The following is a 17,022-nucleotide window of genomic DNA, read 5'->3' on the forward strand; positions in this document are numbered from 1 at the left end:
AAGGAAGTGTCCGACGATCCAACTTGCCCCCCATTGAAGGACAATCTGTAAATCTTCCCCACTATTTGTAATCGGCCGTGCACATTTCTTTACCAAAGTTTGCTAGAACCCCACGGCACCGGGATAATGCGCGCCATTCGGCGATTGCTCCCTGTCCCGGTATTCGGGGCCAAAAGCCGCACATGGAAGCCCGCAGGGGCGGGATAACTTCTCAGTGATCAACTTCAACATCGCCCAATGGCGTGCCTGGGCTCCTGGCCTGGAAAGCACGGACGACTGGCACGCCTGGTGCCAGGCCCCGGTGTTGCTGCCTGCCAGCGATGCGTCCCCCGACGTGTCATTCCTGCCGGCCATGCAGCGCCGCCGCCTGAGCCGCCTGGCACGCATGGCATTCAGCGTGGGCTGGCCGTTGGCCGAAGGCCTGCAAGACCTGCCGCTGGTGTTTATTTCCCGGCATGGCGAAACCCCGCGCACCCTGGACATCCTCAGTGACCTGGCCAACGACCAGCCGCTGTCGCCGACCCAATTCAGCCTGTCGGTGCATAACGCGGTGATTGGCCTATGGTCGATCCTGCGCAATGAAACCAGCGAGATGACGGCCCTCGCCGCTGCCGGCGATGGCCTGGAGCACGGCATGCTCGAAGCCGCCGCGCTGCTCAATGAAGGCGCCCCGGCAGTATTGCTCGTGATCACCGAAGAACAACCGCCCGAGGCCTACGCCAGTTGGATCGTTGACGTGCCCTTCCCCTACGCCCTCGGCCTGCTGCTGACACCAGGCGACGAGTGGCAACTGGAACTCACCGCGAGCACTGTCCAACTCACTCAAACCCAGTGGCCCCACGCCCTGAACCTGCTACGCACCCTGCTCACCGAACAGGGCGCCTGCCAACATGCCTGGAAGAACCGTGTATGGAACTGGCAACGCAAGCCGTGAACGAAAAGCCACGGGATGCCTACTACTGGCGCCTGTTCGCCACTGCCGCCAGCTTCTTCGTGTTTGGCGTCGGCGGGTTGTGCCTGCGTTTGCTGGTGTTTCCCTTGCTCAGTTGCCTGCCGGGCAACGTCGAAAGACACCAGCGCCGCGCCCGTCATACCATCAGCAAGCTGTTCTGGTTCTTTATCCGCATGATGCAGCGCGCCGGGGTGCTGACCTACAGCGTCGAAGGCGCCGAAAGGCTCGGCCAGCCGGGCCAGATGATCATCGCCAACCACCCGTCGCTGATTGACGTGGTGTTCCTGATCGGCCTGATGCGCCAGACCAATTGCGTGATCAAGCAGAGCCTGTTTCAAAACCCGTTCACCCGTGGCCCGGTGCGCGACGCGGGCTATATAAGCAACGACGGCAGCGCGGACATGCTCGACGCCGCCGCCGACGCCCTGCGCGAAGGCCAGACGCTGATCATCTTTCCCGAGGGCACCCGCACCACACCCGGCGTGGCGCCCGCCTTTCATCGCGGGGCCGCTGCCATTGCGCTGCGTGGTGCGACAATCATCACCCCGGTGGTGATCAAGGTCAGCCCCACCACCCTGACCAAGGCCGAACCCTGGTATCGCATCCCGAAACGCCGTTTTCACTTCAGTTTGCGGGTGGGTGCCGATATAGAACCACAGGCGTTCGCAACACTGGGGCCCGCGCCCCAGGCCTCACGCAAGCTCAACGATTACCTGCACCACTATTTCATTAAGGAGCTCGCCGAAGATGAGCGACCAACAACGCCTTGAGCACGACATAAAGATGCTGATCATCGAGGCCCTGGGCCTGGAAGACATCAGCGCCGACGACATCGGCAGCGACCAGACCCTGTTCGGCGAAGGCCTGGGCCTGGATTCGGTAGACGCCCTGGAATTGGGCCTGGCGATCCAGAAAACGTACGGCATCAAGATCGATGCCGACGCCAAGGACACACGCGATCACTTCACCAACGTGGCCAGCCTTGCGGCGTTCGTCACGGCCAGACAGGCAGCTTGAGACCGGACCATGCAAACTCGTGACGATATTTTCAACACCCTGCGCGATGCCTTGGTGGAACTGTTTGAACTGCCGCCGGAACGCGTCACCCTCGACGCCAACCTGTACCAGGACCTGGAAATCGACAGCATCGATGCCGTGGACCTGATCGACCATATCAAGCGCCAGACCGGCAAGAAGATCGCTGCCGAAGAGTTCAAGGCCGTGCGCACCGTGAACGACGTGGTTGAGGCGGTGTACCGTCTGGTCCAACCCGCCGCATGAGCCGGCTGATCGGCCTTGGCCTGTTGTTGGCGGGGCTGCTGTACCCCTTTGCGGTGTATTACGGCACCGAGCACTTTGCGCCGTGGCAGTTCGGGTTGCTGCTGGGCAGCCTGTGGCTGCTCCGCGCGTTTACCGGTGCCCACCGCCCCGGCAGCCGCTGGATGGCGGTGGCAGTGATCGTGTTTTGCCTGGCCCTGGCCTGGTTCGATAACCCGCACCTGTTGCGCTGGTACCCGAGCCTGGTCAGTGCGTTCATGTTGGCGCTGTTCGGCCTCAGCCTGAAATACGGCCCGCCGATGGTAGAGCGCCTGGCGCGCATGACCGACCCGGTACTGCCGCCAAACGCGATTGTGTATACGCGCCAGGTCACCGTGGTGTGGTGCGTGTTTTTTCTGTGTAATGGCCTGCTCGCCGCTGCCCTCACCCTATGGGCGCCGTTGAGCTGGTGGACGTTGTACAACGGCTTGATCGCCTACGGGCTGATGGGGCTGTTGTTTGCCGTGGAATGGCTGGTACGACAAAGGGTTCGAGGCCGCGTATGAATGGGTTGAATCTTGAGCACCTGTTGCTCGAGCCGCTGGAACAGCGTTTGGTGACCACCGAACCTGCGATGAATCACGCCCAGCTGTGGGAACACTCCCTGAGCCTGGCGGCCGGGTTGCAAGCGCGTGGCATCCAGCGCCTGGCCCTGCACCTGGAAGACGCAGGCCTGCTGGCAATTGCACTGCTGGGCGCCTGGCGCGCCGGGGCCAGCGTGCTGCTGCCCGCCGATCTGCAACCCCAGACCCGCCAACGCTGGGACGCGGTTGTCGACGCCTGGCTGACTGAAGCGCCAGACCTGGACGCGTTGTATCAAGCGCCGTTGAGCCCGGCCGCCCTCGACCTGGACACCTGCCAACTGAGCCTGTGCACCTCCGGCTCCAGCGGCGAACCCAAGCGTATCGACAAGACCCTGCGCCAACTGGCCAATGAGGTCCAGGCCCTGGAAGCGTTGTGGGGTGCAGACCTTAAAGACGCCTGCATCATCGGCAGCGTCGCCACCCAGCACATCTACGGTTTGCTGTTCCGCGTGCTGTGGCCGCTGTGCGCCGGGCGCAGCTTTGTGCGCCGCCAGTTGGCTTTTCCGGAAGACATGCAACGCGCCAGCCGCGAACACTCGCAATTCGCCTGGGTCGCCAGCCCGGCGCTGCTCAAGCGCATGGGCGACAACCTCGATTGGCCGGCACTGAGCCAGGTATCGCGGGTGTTCTCGTCGGGCGGTGCCTTGCCCATCGAGGCGGCCAGCAGTCTTTACGAGCGCTTGCAGCAATGGCCGACAGAGATTCTCGGCAGCTCGGAAACCGGCGGCATTGCCTGGCGCCAGGGCGCGCAACCCTGGCAGCCGTTCGCCGATATACACCTGAGCCAGGATGCCGACGGTGCACTGCGCATCGCTTCGCCTTACTTGCCCGTCGGGCATATAGAGCAAACCGCTGACGCGGCGCGCATCCATGCCGATGGTCGCTTCGAGCTGCTCGGGCGCCTGGACCGTATCGTCAAGCTGGAAGAAAAACGCATCTCCCTGCCCATGCTCGAACAGGCGCTGATGGCCCACCCGTGGGTCGCCGAAACGCGCCTGGGCGTGGTGCAGGAAAACCGCGCCTCACTCGGCGCGCTGGTGGTGCTCAGTGCCGACGGCCTGCACGCCCTGCGCAACCAGGGCCGACGCACCGTCACCCAGACCCTGCGCCAACATTTAAGCCAGCATTGCGAAGCCCTGGCGCTGCCGCGCCGCTGGCGGCTGCTGCGCCAGCTGCCACTGAATGCCCAGGGCAAACTGCCCCAGGCCGATGTGGCCGCGTTGCTGCTGGCGCCCCGGCCAAAAGCACCGGAAGTGCTGGAGCAAGTCGAAGTCGATGGCGAATGGACCGTGCAGATCATAGTCCCGCCGGACCTGGCCTACTTCAGCGGGCACTTTCCGGTCACACCTGTGCTGCCCGGCGTGGTGCAAGTGGAATGGGCATTCAACCTGGGCCAGCAACTGCTCGACCTGCCCGCGACCTTTGCCGGCATGGAAGTGCTCAAGTTCCAGCAACTGGTACGCCCCGGCGACCGCATCGAACTGCACCTGCGCTTCGACCAGGAACGCAGCAAGTTGTATTTCGCCTATCGCAACGGCGTCGCGGCCTGCTCCAGTGGCCGGATCCAATTGGAACCCGCCCATGCATAACCCCTGCGCCCTGATCCCGGTCTACAACCACGAGGCCGCCGTGCCCGCCGTGGTCCGCAGCCTGTTGAGCAGCGGCCTGCCGTGCCTGTTGGTCGACGACGGCAGCAGCCCAGCCTGCGCAGCGGTACTGGCGCAATTGGCGGACCTGGATAACGTCACCCTGCTGACCCTGCCGAACAATAAAGGCAAAGGCGGCGCGGTGATGGCCGGGTTTCGCGAAGCGGCACGCCTGGGCTTCAGCCACGCCTTGCAGGTCGACGCCGACGGCCAGCACGACCTGCGCGAAGTCGAGACGTTTATCGACGCGTCCCGCAGGCAGCCCAACGCAATCATCTGCGGCTACCCCGAATACGACGAAAGCGTGCCCAAGGGCCGTTTGTACGCGCGTTACCTGACCCACGTGTGGGTGTGGATCAACACCCTGTCGCTGCAGATCCGCGACTCGATGTGCGGCTTTCGTGTGTACCCGCTGGCCCCGGTGCTGGCCCTGATGGACTCCGCCTACATCGGCACGCACATGGACTTCGACTCCGACATACTGGTGCGCCTGGCCTGGCGTAACCAGCCGATGCGCTGGCTGCCGACCCAGGTGCATTACCCTGCCGACGGCCTGTCGCACTTCCGCCTGTTCCGCGACAACGTACGCATCAGCGCCATGCACACCCGGCTGTTCTTCGGCATGCTGGTGCGTGCACCGCTGATCCTGTGGCGACGGTGGCAGGCATGAGCGACAGCACCAAGCATTGGGCCGACCGCGAAGAGCGCGGCAGCTACTGGCTGATGAAATTCACCGCCCTCGCCGCCAAGGTCCTCGGCCGCCGCCTGCTGAGCCCGGTGCTGTACGGCATCGTGTTGTACTTCTTCCTGTTCGGCCGCACCGCGCGCCAGAGCGCCTGGCAATACCAGCAGCGCCTGGCCGACTGGAGCGGGCGCGACGAACTGCGCCCCAGCCAGCGCAAAGTCTTCGCCCAGTTCATGGCCTTCGCCGACGCCCTGCTCGACAAACTCGACGTGTGGAACGGCAAGCTGCGCCTGGAACAGATCGAGATCAACGACCCGGCGAAACTGCGCGGGCAACTGCGCGGCGAGCGCGGCCAGATGCTGGTCGGCGCACATTTGGGCAACCTCGAAGTGTGCCGCGCGCTGGCGGAAATCGGCGAAAAGGTCACCATGAACGTGCTGGTGCACACCAAGCACGCCGAACGCTTCAACCGCCTGCTGGGCGAAGCCGGTGCCACCCACTTGCGCCTGATCCAGGTCAGTGAGCTGGACCCTGCCACCATGCTGCTGCTCAGCCAGCGCCTGGACGACGGCGAGTGGCTGGCGATTGCCGGCGACCGCGTGCCCTTGCATGGCGGGCGCACGGTGCGCGTGGATTTCCTCGGCCATGACGCGGCCTTCCCCCAAGGCCCGTGGCTGCTGGCGGGCCTGCTGAAATGCCCGGTCAACCTGCTGATGTGCCTGAAACACCAAGGCCGCTATCGCCTGACCATCGAGCCCTTCGCGCAATTGATCGAATGGAAACGCAGCACCCGCGAGCAGGTCATCGCCCTGTGGACCGCGCGCTACGCCGCACGCCTGGGCCAGTTCTGCCTGGAAGCGCCCCAACAATGGTTCAACTTTTACTCTTTCTGGAAGACCGATGACGACGCATCTTGAGCCGGTAACCTTTGGCGAACGCCCCCTGCGCATCGAAGACGTGCTGGCCCTGGCCAACCGTCAGGTGCCTACCCAGCTGCAAAGCGATGCCGCGTATCGCCAACGCATTGCCAAGGGCGCGCAGTTCCTCGACTCGCTGCTGGACAAGGAAGGCGTGATCTACGGCGTAACCACCGGCTACGGTGACTCCTGCGTGGTCGCGGTGCCGTTGCAACATGTCGAGGCCCTGCCCCGTCACCTGTACACCTTCCACGGTTGCGGCCTGGGCAAGTTGCTCGACGCCCAAGCCACCCGTGCGGTGCTGGCGGCGCGCTTGCAGTCGTTGTGCCACGGTGTCTCCGGGGTGCGCGTGGAACTGCTGGAGCGCCTGCATGGGTTCCTCGAACACGACGTGCTGCCGCTGATCCCGGAAGAAGGCTCGGTGGGCGCCAGCGGTGACCTGACGCCGTTGTCCTACGTGGCCGCGACCCTGTCCGGCGAGCGCGAAGTGCTGTTCCGGGGCGAGCGTCGCCTGGCCGCCGACGTGCACCGCGAACTCGGCTGGGAGCCGCTGGTACTGCGTCCCAAGGAAGCCCTGGCGCTGATGAACGGCACCGCGGTGATGACCGGCATCGCTTGCCTGGCCTTTGCCCGTGCCGACTACCTGCTGCAACTGGCCACACGCATCACCGCGCTGAACGTGGTGGCGCTGCAAGGCAATCCGGAACACTTCGACGAGCGTCTGTTCGCCGCCAAGCCACATCCGGGGCAGATGCAAGTCGCCGCCTGGCTGCGCAAGGACCTGGCGATCGACGCGCCGACCGCGCCGCTGCATCGCCTGCAGGATCGCTACTCGCTGCGCTGCGCGCCCCACGTCCTCGGCGTGCTGGCAGACAGCCTGAACTGGCTGCGCTCGTTTATCGAGATCGAGCTGAACAGCGCCAACGACAACCCGATCATCGACGCTGAGGAAGAGCGCGTGCTGCATGGCGGGCATTTCTACGGTGGGCATATCGCCTTTGCCATGGACAGCCTCAAGACCCTGGTGGCCAACGTCGCCGACCTGCTCGACCGCCAGCTCGCGCTGCTGGTGGATGTGCGCTACAACCACGGTCTGCCGAGCAACCTGTCCGGCGCACCGGCTGACCGCGCGATGATCAACCATGGCTTCAAGGCCGTGCAGATCGGCACCAGCGCCTGGACCGCCGAAGCGCTGAAAAACACCATGCCGGCCAGCGTGTTCTCGCGCTCCACCGAGTGCCACAACCAGGACAAGGTGAGCATGGGCACCATCGCCGCCCGCGATGCGATCCGCGTGCTGGAACTGACCGAACAGGTCGCCGCCGCCACTCTGCTCGCCGCCAACCAGGGCGTGTGGCTGCGCGCCCAGGCCGACGACGCCCGCCCGTTGCCGCCGGCGCTGGCGGCCATGCATGCGGAACTGGCCCAGGACTTCCCGCCGGTCATCGAAGACCGTGCCCTCGAAGGCGAATTGCGCCTGTGCCTGCAACGCATCGCCGAGCAACACTGGAGGCTGCATGCGTAGCCCTGGCGTATTGCACAGCGACACTGAAATCCTCGTGCCGTTTTTTGACGTCGACACCATGAACGTCGTCTGGCACGGGCATTACGTGAAGTACCTGGAAGTCGCACGCTGCGCGCTGCTGGACAAGATCGGCCACAACTACACGGCGATGCTCGAAGCCGGCTACGCCTGGCCGGTGATCGACATGCAACTGCGCTATGTGCGCGGTGCGGTGTTCGGCCAGACGATCAACGTGCGCGCCAGCCTGGTGGAGTGGGAGAACCGCTTGAAGGTCAACTACCTGATCACCGACCTGGCCAGCGGCGAGCGTCTGACCCGCGCCAGCACTGTGCAGGTAGCGGTGGAAATCGCCAGTCGCGAGATGCAATTGGCGTCCCCCAAAGTATTCACCGACGCCGTCGACAGGGCCTTGTCATGAAACTGATCACCTTCCTCGGCGCGTTGCTGCTGTCGCTTCAAGCCCAGGCCTTCGACCTGCAACAACTCAGCGACCAGTTGGCCAAACCCTCAGTGATCCACGGCAGCTTCACCCAGGAAAAACACCTGCGTGCGCTGCCGCAACCGTTGGTCAGCAAGGGCACCTTCGTCCTGGCCAAGGACCACGGCCTGCTGTGGCTGCTGAAAACCCCGCTGCAACAGGACTACCGCATCAGCGCCCAGGGCATCGCCCGTCGTGACGCCAACGGCTGGCAACTGCTGCCGAACAAGAGCGCCGGCGCCGAACAGAACCGTCTGTTCCTCGCCGTGCTCCAGGGCGACAGCAGCGGCTTGCAGCGTGATTTCGAGCTGCAACTGCAAGGCGAAGCCCGGCAATGGAAGCTCACGCTGATCCCGCGCTCACTGCTGCTCAAGCAGGTATTCACCCAGATCAATATCGACGGCGGTGAGCTGGTACACACCATCGAACTGCTGGAAACCCAAGGCGACAGCACCGTACTGCGCATGCAGGACAGCACCGCCGGCCAGCCATTGAGCGACGCGGAGCAACACGACTTTGCCCAGTGAGCGTCTATTGCCGCGCCTGTTCCTGATCCTGCTGGTGGCCGTGCTGGCCCTGGCCGGTTGGCAGTGGCGCCACGGTGCACCGCTGTCGGCCAACCTGATGGAGCTGGTGCCGGGCAGCACGCCGGACGCCTTGGAGTTGCAAGCCGAACAGCGCATGCAGGAGCCGCTCAACCGCGAAATACTGGTATTGGTGGGGCACGCCGATCGCCAGCAAGCGGTGGCCGTGGCGCAGCAATTGGGCGAACGCTGGCAGGCGAGCGGCTTGTTCGAGAAGGTCCAATGGAACCTGCAAGCCGACCTGCCGGCGCTGCGTGAGCAGTTGCTGCGCGGGCGGCTGGCGATGCTCTCGGCCAAGGACCGCGAACAACTGATCGACCACCCCGACGCGTTCATCCAGCAACGGGTGCAGTCGCTGTTCGACCCCTTTACCGGCTTCAGCCTGGTGCCGAGCCAGGACGACTGGCTCGGCCTGACCGGGCGCATCCAGAACAGCCAGCCGCAACACGGCTCGGTGCAACTGGACATCGGCAGCGGCGCCTTGATCGCCGATGCCGACGGCAAGAGCTGGGTGCTGCTGCGCGCACGCACCACCGGCAATGCCTTCGACATGAAACTGCCGCTGCAAGTAGCGGATTTGCTCCAGGCCAGCCGCACGCAGGCCAGCGAACACGGCGCGCAATTGCTCGCCGCCAGCGGTTTGCTCTACGCCGCCAATGGGCAGCAACAGGCCACGCGGGAAATCACCTGGGTTGGCGGTGGCGCCACCGTCGGCATCCTGCTGTTGCTGTTGCTGGCGTTCCGCCGCTGGCGAGTGCTGCTGGCGTTTGTGCCGGTGCTGGTGGGCATGCTGTTTGGTGCCGTCGCTTGCGTGGCGCTGTTCGGCCATATGCATGTGATGACCCTGGTGCTCGGCTCCAGCCTGATCGGCGTCGCGGTGGATTACCCGCTGCACTACCTGTCGAAAAGCTGGAGCATGAACCCCTGGCGCAGTTGGCCGGCATTGCGCCTGACGCTGCCAGGGCTGAGCCTGAGCCTGGCCACCAGTTGCATTGGCTACCTGGCGTTGGCCTGGACGCCGTTTCCGGCCTTGACGCAAATCGCGGTGTTCTCCGCCGCGGGCCTGATCGGCGCTTACCTGTCAGCGGTGTGCCTGCTGCCGGCACTGCTCAAGGGTGTCGAACTGCGCCCGGCGCAGTGGCCGCTGCGCATCGCCGAGTGCCTGTGGCTGGTGCGGGCTTCCTTGCTCAAGCGCGTGCCGAGCCCATTTTTGCTGGCGTGGGTACTGTTGTTCTGCGCCGGTGGCCTGTGGCAGTTGAACAGCAAAAACGATATTCGCCAGTGGATCGGCGCGCCGCCGCAGTTGTTGCAAGAGGCGCAGGCGGTGGCACGCATTACCGGTTTCCAGCCCACCAGCCAGTTTTTCCTGATACGTGCGGATAACCAGCCGCAGTTGCTGGAGCGGCAAGCCGCCCTGGGCCAACGCCTGGACCAACTGGTGAATATGGACAAGCTCCAGGGTTACCTGGCGCTCAACCAACTGGTCAGCCTGCCCGCCGAACAACAGCAGCTGCGCGATGCCCTGAGCGCACTTCCACACCATTGGCAGCCACTGTTGGACCTCGGCGTGCCCGCCAGCGCCCTGCAAGCCGAAGTCGCGCAACTGCAAGCGCTACCTACCGAAGACATCGACGCTGCGCTGGTGGGGCCGTTGGCCGAACCCTGGCGCACGCTGTGGCTCGGCCCGGTGGACGGCGGTGTGGCGGCCATGGTCAGCCTGCAGGGCTTGAACAACCCGGCGCTGCTGCGGGTGCAGGCCGTGGATCTGCCCGGCGTGCAGTTGGTGGATCGCCTCGGTGATTTGAACCGTGTATTCGCCGACACGCAGATCAGCGCCGCCGAATTGAAGTTGATGTCGTGCGTGCTGATCGTGCTGTTACTGATCCTGCCGTTCGGCGTTGGCGGTGCCTTGCGCATCGTCGCCCTGCCGTTGCTGGCGGCGCTGTGCAGCCTGGCCAGCCTGGGTTGGCTGGGCCAGCCGTTGACCCTGTTCAGCCTGTTCGGGTTGCTGCTGGTCACGGCCATCAGTGTCGACTATGCGATTTTGATGCGCGAACAGATCGGCGGCCCTGCTGTCAGCCTTTTAGGCACACTGCTGGCGGCACTGACAACCTGGTTGTCATTCGGCCTGCTGGCGGTGTCCAGCACCCCCGCAGTGAGTAATTTCGGCCTGTCGGTCAGCCTGGGCCTGGCATTCAGCTTTATGCTGGCGCCCTGGGCCGGCCAACGGAAACATGCCTCATGAATGTAGTTATCGCCAAAGCGGCAAGGAGCCCTCGTGCCCATAGTTGAAATGGAACGTCGCCAGGTGGTGGTGATTGGTGCCGGGCCATCCGGCGCGATTGCCGCCGCGCTGTTGAAGCGCAAAGGGCATGATGTATTGATCATCGAGCGCCAGCATTTTCCGCGCTTCTCGATCGGTGAAAGCCTGCTGTCGCACTGCATCGATTTTATCGAGGAGGCCGGCATGCTCGACGCCGTGCAGGCCGCGGGTTTCCAGGTAAAAACCGGTGCCGCGTTTGCCTGGGGCGAGCGTTACAGCGCATTTGATTTCGGTGACACCTTCAGCAACGGCAAGCCGACCACCTTCCAGGTGCAGCGCGGCGAGTTCGACAAGTTGCTGGCCGATCAGGCAGCCCAGCAAGGCGTCGACATCCGCTACGGCGAAACCATCGTCGGCGTGGATTTCTCCGGTGAGTGCCGCTACCTGCATGTGCGCCGCGAGAACGGCAGCGAGTACCACATCAAGGCCAAGTTCGTGCTCGATGCCAGCGGCTACGGCCGTGTGCTGCCGCGCCTGCTCGACCTGGAGGCACCGTCGAATTTCCCGCTGCGCCAGGCGGTGTTCACCCACGTTGAAGACCGCATCGAACACCCAGGCTTCGACCGCACCAAGATCCTGATAACCACACACCCTACGAAGCGCGACATCTGGTTCTGGACCATCCCGTTCAGCAACGGTCGCTGCTCGGTGGGCGTGGTTGCGGCCAAGGAGCATTTCGACGGTCGCGACGCTGACCTCGACGCCTGCCTGCGCGGCTTTATCGACGAAACCCCGAGCTTGTCCGGCGTGCTGCATAACGCCGTATGGGACACGCCAGCGCGCACCATCGGCGGCTACTCGGCCAACGTCAAAACCCTGCACGGCCCGGGCTTTGCGCTGCTGGGCAATGCGGCGGAATTCCTCGACCCGGTGTTCTCCTCCGGCGTGACCATCGCCATGCGTTCGGCGAGCATGGCCGCTGGCGTACTGCATCGTCAGCTCAAAGGCGAGACCGTAGACTGGCAAACCGAGTTTGCCGAGCCGCTCAAGCGCGGTGTCGACACCTTCCGCTGCTACGTTGAAGGCTGGTACGCCGGTACGTTCCAGGATGTGATTTTCCACGCCGGCAGCTCACCGGAAATTCGCCGGATGATCAGCTCGATCCTCGCTGGCTATGCGTGGGACGAGCGCAACCCGTTCGTCAGTGAGCCCAAGCGGCGGTTGCGGATGTTGTCGGAAATTTGTGCAGGGGATCCCGCGTGAGCAGTCGGTACTTAAGCAAGAACTATGTTGAGGAAACCAAGTTCGGCTTCTGGTTCCTACGCAGCCACACGTGGCAGCACCATGTGTTGCGCGTGGCGATCAATGACTTGCGCAGCCGCTTCAGCGAACCCCTGCCCGAGGCCCCGGTGTTGCTGGACGCCGGTTGCGGCCAGGGCAAATCCTTCAAGTTGCTGCAGCAGGTGTTTGCGCCTTCCCGCCTGATCGGCCTGGATGCCGACCCGCACAGCCTGGAACTGAGCCGCCAGGAAGCCGCTCGCCAAGGCCTGGACGTCGAGCTGATCGGCAGTGACTGCGCCACCCTCGACGTGCCGGATGCCAGTGTCGACATCCTGTTCTGTCACCAGACCTTCCATCATCTGGTCGAACAGCAACGTGCGTTGAGCGAGTTCTATCGGGTGCTCAAGCCTGGCGGTTACCTGTTGTTTGCCGAATCCACCGAAGCCTATATCGACACCTGGGTGATCCGCTGGCTGTTCCGCCACCCGATGCATGTGCAAAAAAGCGCCGAAGAATACCTGGAGATGCTCCGCGAGCAAGGCTTCACCTTCGGCCCGCAGAACATCTCGTACCCGTACCTGTGGTGGAGCCGCTCCAGCGACTTCGGCCTGTTGGAACGCTGGGGGTTGCGCAAGGCGCCGCCGGTGGGCCAACGCGAAGAAACCCTGGTCAACTGCGTGGCGCGCAAACCCCTGGAGAGCACCGCACCATGATCCGCCTGCTGTTGATGGGTTGCCTGTTGCTGCTGAGTGCCTGCGCCAGCCAGCCGCCGCTGCCTGAAAAAACCCCGGCCCTGACCCTGCCGCTGCAATTGCATGTGCAGCGCCTGGAAGGCGGCCAGAGCCAGGACTGGCTGCTGGTGATCCAACGCGAAGGCGCTGGCATTCGCTGGTCGATGATGGACCCGCTGGGCATCCCCCAGGCTCGGCAAAAACTGATCGATGGCCAGTGGCAGGCCGATGGTCTGCTGCCGCCCAATCCTCAGGCGCGTGAGCTGTTTGCCGCCCTGTTGTTTGCCTTGAGCTCGGCGGATGAGGTGCGCGCACTCTATCCCGGCGCCCAGGCGATGGACCTCACGCGCACCCTGCCGGGCCATTGGCAAATCGTCTATCAATCCTCAGAGGTGTTCAGCGTGAACATGGCAGGCCAGCCCCTGAGCTACCGTATTACGCCACTCGGTGCCGCCCGATGACCGCCTACCTCAACGCCCTCGGCGTGATCTGCGCCCTCGGTCGGAACCCGGCTGAAGTCAGCCGCAGCCTGTTTGCCGGTGATTGCTCAGGCATGCGCGCTGAAAGTGGCTGGGTGCCGGAGCGCGTATTGCCGGTGGCGGGTGTGCACGGCGAGTTGGCGATTATCCCGGTGGAGCTCGGCCAGCAGAGCAGCCGCAACAATCAGTTGCTGCTGGAAGCGGCGTTGCAGATCGAAAGCGAGATTCGCCAAGCCATCCACACCTACGGCGCCTCACGGGTCGGCATTGTGCTGGGCACCAGCACCTCGGGCATCGATGAAGCCAGCCGCGGCATCGCCCAGTATTTACGCGACAAGCACTTCCCCGGAGACTATGACTACCAGCAACAGGAACTCAGCGCGCCGGCGAATTTCCTCGCCGACTGGCTGCAACTGAGCGGCCCGGCCTATGTGATCTCCACCGCCTGTACGTCCAGCGCCCGCGCGCTGATGAGCGCCCAGCGCCTGCTCGACCTGGGGGTATGCGATGCGGTGATCTGCGGCGGCGTGGACAGCCTGTGCAAGCTGACCCTCAACGGCTTCAGCGCGTTGGAAGCAGTGTCCAACGAGCGCTGCAATCCATTTTCGGTGAACCGCAACGGCATCAATATCGGTGAAGCGGCGGTGCTGTTTGTGATGAGCAAAGCCCCTGGGCCCATTGCCCTGCTGGGCTGCGGTGCAAGTAGCGATGCGCACCATATTTCCGCGCCGGAACCCACCGGCAAAGGCGCGTTGCAAGCGATGCGCAAGGCGCTGGCCAGCGCGAAGCTTGCACCCGAGCAGATCGGCTACCTGAACCTGCACGGCACCGCCACCCAACACAACGACGCCATGGAAAGCCTGGCCGTCGCCAGCCTGTTCCCCAAAGGCGTGGCCTGCTCGTCGACCAAACCCATGAGCGGCCACACCCTGGGCGCGGCCGGTGCGCTGGAAGCCGCGTTCTGTTGGCTGAGCCTGGCCCACGGCCGGGTGCCGCCCCATGTGTGGGACGGCCAGGCCGACCCCACGCTGCCCGCCTTGCAATGGGCTCTCAGCGACGAAACCCTGGATAAACCCTGCCTGATGAGCAACTCGTTTGCCTTCGGCGGTAACAACGTCAGCCTGATAATCGGAGCCGCCCCATGACCGATTGGCCACTCGCCGAACTGTTGCCCCACGCGGGCGACATGATCCTGATCGACCAGGTGCTGTCGTTCGATGAAGAGCAGATCCACACCCGCCTCACCGTCAAGCCGGTCGGCCTGTTCAATCGCCCTGACGGCAGCCTGCCGGCCTGGGTCGGTATCGAGCTGATGGCACAAAGCGTCGCCGCCTACGCCGGCTGTCGCGCCCGTCAAAAGGGTGAAGAGGTGGAACTGGGCTTCCTGCTCGGCACACGCAAGTTCGAGTGCAACGTGGAACACTTCCCGGCCGGCGCCGAGTTGAACATCCACGGCCTGCGCTCCCTGGAAGACGACAACGGCATGGGTGTGTTCGAATGCCACTTGAGCGGTGACGGTATCCAGGCCAGCGCGCGCCTGAACGTATTTCGACCGCCCCAGGCGGCCAACTATTTAGATGACTCGAAGGACGAAACGCCATGACTGAATCCGTACTGGTCACCGGCTCCAGCCGTGGCATCGGCCGCGCCATTGCCCTGCGCCTGGCCCAGGCCGGGCATGACATCGTGCTGCATTGCCGCAGCGGGCGGGCCGAAGCCTGCGCGGTACAGCTCGAGATTCAAGCCTTGGGCCGCCAGGCGCGGGTGCTGCAATTCGATGTGGCCGACCGCGCCGCGTGCAAGGAAATCCTTGAAGCCGACGTGGAGCAACACGGCGCTTATTACGGCGTGGTGCTCAACGCCGGCCTGACCCGCGACGGCGCCTTCCCGGCCTTGTCGGAAGACGATTGGGACGTGGTGATGCGCACCAACCTCGATGGTTTCTACAACGTGCTGCACCCGGTGATGATGCCGATGATTCGGCGTCGCGCGGCCGGGCGTATCGTCTGCATCACCTCGGTCTCGGGACTGATCGGCAACCGTGGCCAGGTCAACTACAGCGCCTCCAAGGCCGGCCTGATCGGTGCGGCCAAGGCGTTGGCCGTCGAGCTGGGCAAGCGCAAGATCACCGTCAACTGCGTTGCGCCCGGCTTGATCGACACCGCCATGCTGGATGAAAACGTACCAGTGGAAGAACTGATGAAGATGATCCCGGCGCAACGCATGGGCACCCCGGAAGAAGTCGCCAGTGCGGTGAATTTCCTGATGTCGGCCGAAGCCGGCTATATCACGCGCCAGGTCCTGGCCGTGAATGGAGGCCTGTGCTGATGAAGCGCGTCGTCGTCACCGGCATGGCCGGCGTGACCTCCCTGGGCAGCGACTGGGACACCATCGCCGCCAACTTTCGCGCCAACCGCAGCGGCATCCGGCGCATGGACGAGTGGGATCGCTTTACCGAATTGAACACGCGCCTGGCCGGGCCGATCGATGATTTCGTCGTGCCCGCCCACTGGACGCGCAAGCAGCTGCGCAGCATGGGCCGCGTCTCGCGCCTGGCGGTATGGGCCGCGGAGCAGGCGTTGCAGGACGCAGGTTTACTCGGTGACGAGTCGATCAAGGACGGGCGCATGGGCGTCGCTTGCGGTTCATCCACCGGCAGCACCGACGAGATCAAGGCGTTCGGCAATATGCTGCTGAACTCGGTGGCCGAGGGGCTCAATGCCAATTCCTACGTGCGCATGATGCCGCACACCACGGCGGCGAATATCAGCATTTTCTTTGGCCTCACCGGGCGGCTGATCCCCACGTCCAGCGCGTGCACCAGTGGCAGCCAGGGCATCGGCTACGCCTATGAGGCGATCAAGTTCGGTCGCCTGCCGTTGATGCTCGCCGGCGGCGCCGAGGAGCTGTGCCCCACCGAAGCCATGGTGTTTGATGCGCTCTACGCCACCAGCCTGAAGAACGATGCGCCGCAGACCAGCCCGCGCCCCTACGACAGCGGCCGCGATGGCCTGGTGATCGGCGAAGGCGGCGGCATGCTGGTGCTCGAAGAGCTGGACCACGCACTGGCGCGGGGTGCGCATATCCATGCCGAGATCGTCGGCTTTGGCAGCAATGCCGACGGCCAGCACACCACCCGCCCGGAACAGAAAACCATGCGCCGCGCCATGGAACTGGCCCTGGAAGATGCGGGCCTGGAGCCTGTCGCCATCGGCTACGTCAACGGCCACGGCACCGCCACCGACCAGGGCGACATCGCCGAAACCCAGGCCACCAGCAGCCTGTTCGGCAGCCGCATGCCCATCAGCTCGCAGAAAAGCTTCCTCGGTCACACCTTGGGCGCCTGCGGGGCGCTGGAGTCATGGTTCAGCATCGAGATGATGAACCGCGACCAGTACGTGCACACCTTCAACCTGGATTCCGTCGACCCGCAATGCGGCGCGCTGGATTACCTGCAGGGTGAATTTCGCGAGATGCACCACGACTACGTGATGAACAACAACTTTGCCTTTGGCGGCGTCAATACGTCGCTGATTTTCCGCCGCTGGTCCTGACTTTTTAATCGATTGGAGAATACGGA

The 17,022-nt window shown here is 64.2% G+C and carries 19 protein-coding genes; all 19 read left to right on the plus strand.

Annotated elements, in window-relative coordinates; translation table 11 throughout:
• The first annotated feature begins 214 nt into the window (after positions 1 to 214).
• Genes HDC32_RS22135 through HDC32_RS22225 form a run of 19 tightly spaced genes read left to right on the plus strand, consistent with a single transcriptional unit; the run spans position 215 to position 16,996 of the window.
• Positions 215 to 934: a beta-ketoacyl synthase chain length factor gene (locus HDC32_RS22135; protein ID WP_131696838.1), complete on the plus strand. Its 720-nt coding sequence runs from the start codon at positions 215 to 217 to the stop codon at positions 932 to 934.
• Positions 910 to 1,722 carry a 1-acyl-sn-glycerol-3-phosphate acyltransferase gene (locus HDC32_RS22140; protein WP_167655581.1) on the plus strand — a complete coding sequence of 271 codons (813 nt, stop codon included), beginning with the start codon at positions 910 to 912 and terminating at the stop codon, positions 1,720 to 1,722. Before HDC32_RS22135 ends, HDC32_RS22140 begins: the two co-directional genes overlap by 25 nt.
• Entirely contained in the window at positions 1,700 to 1,969 is a 270-nt protein-coding gene (locus HDC32_RS22145; RefSeq protein ID WP_131696840.1) for a phosphopantetheine-binding protein, read from the plus strand. Before HDC32_RS22140 ends, HDC32_RS22145 begins: the two co-directional genes overlap by 23 nt.
• A 9-nt stretch (positions 1,970 to 1,978) precedes the next feature.
• Entirely contained in the window at positions 1,979 to 2,233 is a 255-nt protein-coding gene (locus HDC32_RS22150; protein WP_003187949.1) for an acyl carrier protein, read from the plus strand.
• A complete protein-coding gene (locus HDC32_RS22155; RefSeq protein ID WP_131696841.1) occupies positions 2,230 to 2,775 on the plus strand; it encodes a hypothetical protein in 546 nt (181 codons plus the stop codon). The genes HDC32_RS22150 and HDC32_RS22155 overlap by 4 nt, the downstream gene beginning before the upstream one ends.
• Positions 2,772 to 4,442 (plus strand): acyl-CoA synthetase family protein, encoded by a 1,671-nt coding sequence (locus tag HDC32_RS22160; RefSeq protein ID WP_184745452.1) that lies wholly within the window; start codon positions 2,772 to 2,774, stop codon positions 4,440 to 4,442. Before HDC32_RS22155 ends, HDC32_RS22160 begins: the two co-directional genes overlap by 4 nt.
• Positions 4,435 to 5,169 (plus strand): glycosyltransferase family 2 protein, encoded by a 735-nt coding sequence (locus tag HDC32_RS22165; protein ID WP_184745454.1) that lies wholly within the window; start codon positions 4,435 to 4,437, stop codon positions 5,167 to 5,169. Before HDC32_RS22160 ends, HDC32_RS22165 begins: the two co-directional genes overlap by 8 nt.
• Positions 5,166 to 6,101: a glycosyl transferase gene (locus HDC32_RS22170; RefSeq protein WP_184745456.1), complete on the plus strand. Its 936-nt coding sequence runs from the start codon at positions 5,166 to 5,168 to the stop codon at positions 6,099 to 6,101. Before HDC32_RS22165 ends, HDC32_RS22170 begins: the two co-directional genes overlap by 4 nt.
• Positions 6,085 to 7,626 (plus strand): histidine ammonia-lyase, encoded by a 1,542-nt coding sequence (gene hutH, locus HDC32_RS22175; protein WP_131696845.1) that lies wholly within the window; start codon positions 6,085 to 6,087, stop codon positions 7,624 to 7,626. Before HDC32_RS22170 ends, hutH begins: the two co-directional genes overlap by 17 nt.
• Positions 7,619 to 8,044 carry a thioesterase family protein gene (locus tag HDC32_RS22180; RefSeq protein ID WP_131696846.1) on the plus strand — a complete coding sequence of 142 codons (426 nt, stop codon included), beginning with the start codon at positions 7,619 to 7,621 and terminating at the stop codon, positions 8,042 to 8,044. The genes hutH and HDC32_RS22180 overlap by 8 nt, the downstream gene beginning before the upstream one ends.
• Entirely contained in the window at positions 8,041 to 8,631 is a 591-nt protein-coding gene (locus HDC32_RS22185) for an outer membrane lipoprotein carrier protein LolA (protein WP_145335936.1), read from the plus strand. Before HDC32_RS22180 ends, HDC32_RS22185 begins: the two co-directional genes overlap by 4 nt.
• Positions 8,621 to 10,933, plus strand: a complete 2,313-nt coding sequence (locus tag HDC32_RS22190; protein ID WP_184745458.1) for an MMPL family transporter — start codon at positions 8,621 to 8,623, stop codon at positions 10,931 to 10,933. Before HDC32_RS22185 ends, HDC32_RS22190 begins: the two co-directional genes overlap by 11 nt.
• 33 nt (positions 10,934 to 10,966) lie before the next feature.
• Entirely contained in the window at positions 10,967 to 12,214 is a 1,248-nt protein-coding gene (locus HDC32_RS22195; protein WP_256663414.1) for an NAD(P)/FAD-dependent oxidoreductase, read from the plus strand.
• Positions 12,211 to 12,945 (plus strand): class I SAM-dependent methyltransferase, encoded by a 735-nt coding sequence (locus HDC32_RS22200; protein ID WP_184745460.1) that lies wholly within the window; start codon positions 12,211 to 12,213, stop codon positions 12,943 to 12,945. Before HDC32_RS22195 ends, HDC32_RS22200 begins: the two co-directional genes overlap by 4 nt.
• A complete protein-coding gene (locus tag HDC32_RS22205; protein ID WP_184745462.1) occupies positions 12,942 to 13,424 on the plus strand; it encodes a hypothetical protein in 483 nt (160 codons plus the stop codon). Before HDC32_RS22200 ends, HDC32_RS22205 begins: the two co-directional genes overlap by 4 nt.
• Positions 13,421 to 14,587, plus strand: coding sequence for a beta-ketoacyl-[acyl-carrier-protein] synthase family protein (locus HDC32_RS22210; RefSeq protein WP_145335931.1), 1,167 nt, complete (start codon positions 13,421 to 13,423; stop codon positions 14,585 to 14,587). Before HDC32_RS22205 ends, HDC32_RS22210 begins: the two co-directional genes overlap by 4 nt.
• Positions 14,584 to 15,045: a hotdog family protein gene (locus HDC32_RS22215; protein ID WP_131696852.1), complete on the plus strand. Its 462-nt coding sequence runs from the start codon at positions 14,584 to 14,586 to the stop codon at positions 15,043 to 15,045. The genes HDC32_RS22210 and HDC32_RS22215 overlap by 4 nt, the downstream gene beginning before the upstream one ends.
• Complete coding sequence (fabG, locus tag HDC32_RS22220) at positions 15,042 to 15,770, plus strand: 3-oxoacyl-ACP reductase FabG (RefSeq protein ID WP_184745464.1); 729 nt, start codon at positions 15,042 to 15,044, stop codon at positions 15,768 to 15,770. The genes HDC32_RS22215 and fabG overlap by 4 nt, the downstream gene beginning before the upstream one ends.
• Positions 15,770 to 16,996, plus strand: coding sequence for a beta-ketoacyl-ACP synthase (locus HDC32_RS22225; protein WP_167655590.1), 1,227 nt, complete (start codon positions 15,770 to 15,772; stop codon positions 16,994 to 16,996). The genes fabG and HDC32_RS22225 overlap by 1 nt, the downstream gene beginning before the upstream one ends.
• The last annotated feature ends 26 nt before the right edge of the window (positions 16,997 to 17,022 follow it).

The organism is Pseudomonas sp. JAI120 (genome assembly GCF_014207255.1).
Classification (GTDB): domain Bacteria; phylum Pseudomonadota; class Gammaproteobacteria; order Pseudomonadales; family Pseudomonadaceae; genus Aquipseudomonas.

Bases quoted from the DNA above. Each gene is read 5' to 3' on its own strand.
- HDC32_RS22140 (WP_167655581.1), top strand. From the start codon at position 910: ATGGAACTGGCAACGCAAGCCGTGAACGAAAAGCCACGGGATGCCTAC.
- HDC32_RS22145 (WP_131696840.1), top strand. From the start codon at position 1,700: ATGAGCGACCAACAACGCCTTGAGCACGACATAAAGATGCTGATCATC.
- HDC32_RS22150 (WP_003187949.1), top strand. From the start codon at position 1,979: ATGCAAACTCGTGACGATATTTTCAACACCCTGCGCGATGCCTTGGTG.
- HDC32_RS22155 (WP_131696841.1), top strand. From the start codon at position 2,230: ATGAGCCGGCTGATCGGCCTTGGCCTGTTGTTGGCGGGGCTGCTGTAC.
- HDC32_RS22160 (WP_184745452.1), top strand. From the start codon at position 2,772: ATGAATGGGTTGAATCTTGAGCACCTGTTGCTCGAGCCGCTGGAACAG.
- HDC32_RS22165 (WP_184745454.1), top strand. From the start codon at position 4,435: ATGCATAACCCCTGCGCCCTGATCCCGGTCTACAACCACGAGGCCGCC.
- HDC32_RS22170 (WP_184745456.1), top strand. From the start codon at position 5,166: ATGAGCGACAGCACCAAGCATTGGGCCGACCGCGAAGAGCGCGGCAGC.
- hutH (WP_131696845.1), top strand. From the start codon at position 6,085: ATGACGACGCATCTTGAGCCGGTAACCTTTGGCGAACGCCCCCTGCGC.
- HDC32_RS22180 (WP_131696846.1), top strand. From the start codon at position 7,619: ATGCGTAGCCCTGGCGTATTGCACAGCGACACTGAAATCCTCGTGCCG.
- HDC32_RS22185 (WP_145335936.1), top strand. From the start codon at position 8,041: ATGAAACTGATCACCTTCCTCGGCGCGTTGCTGCTGTCGCTTCAAGCC.
- HDC32_RS22205 (WP_184745462.1), top strand. From the start codon at position 12,942: ATGATCCGCCTGCTGTTGATGGGTTGCCTGTTGCTGCTGAGTGCCTGC.
- HDC32_RS22210 (WP_145335931.1), top strand. From the start codon at position 13,421: ATGACCGCCTACCTCAACGCCCTCGGCGTGATCTGCGCCCTCGGTCGG.
- HDC32_RS22215 (WP_131696852.1), top strand. From the start codon at position 14,584: ATGACCGATTGGCCACTCGCCGAACTGTTGCCCCACGCGGGCGACATG.
- fabG (WP_184745464.1), top strand. From the start codon at position 15,042: ATGACTGAATCCGTACTGGTCACCGGCTCCAGCCGTGGCATCGGCCGC.
- HDC32_RS22225 (WP_167655590.1), top strand. From the start codon at position 15,770: ATGAAGCGCGTCGTCGTCACCGGCATGGCCGGCGTGACCTCCCTGGGC.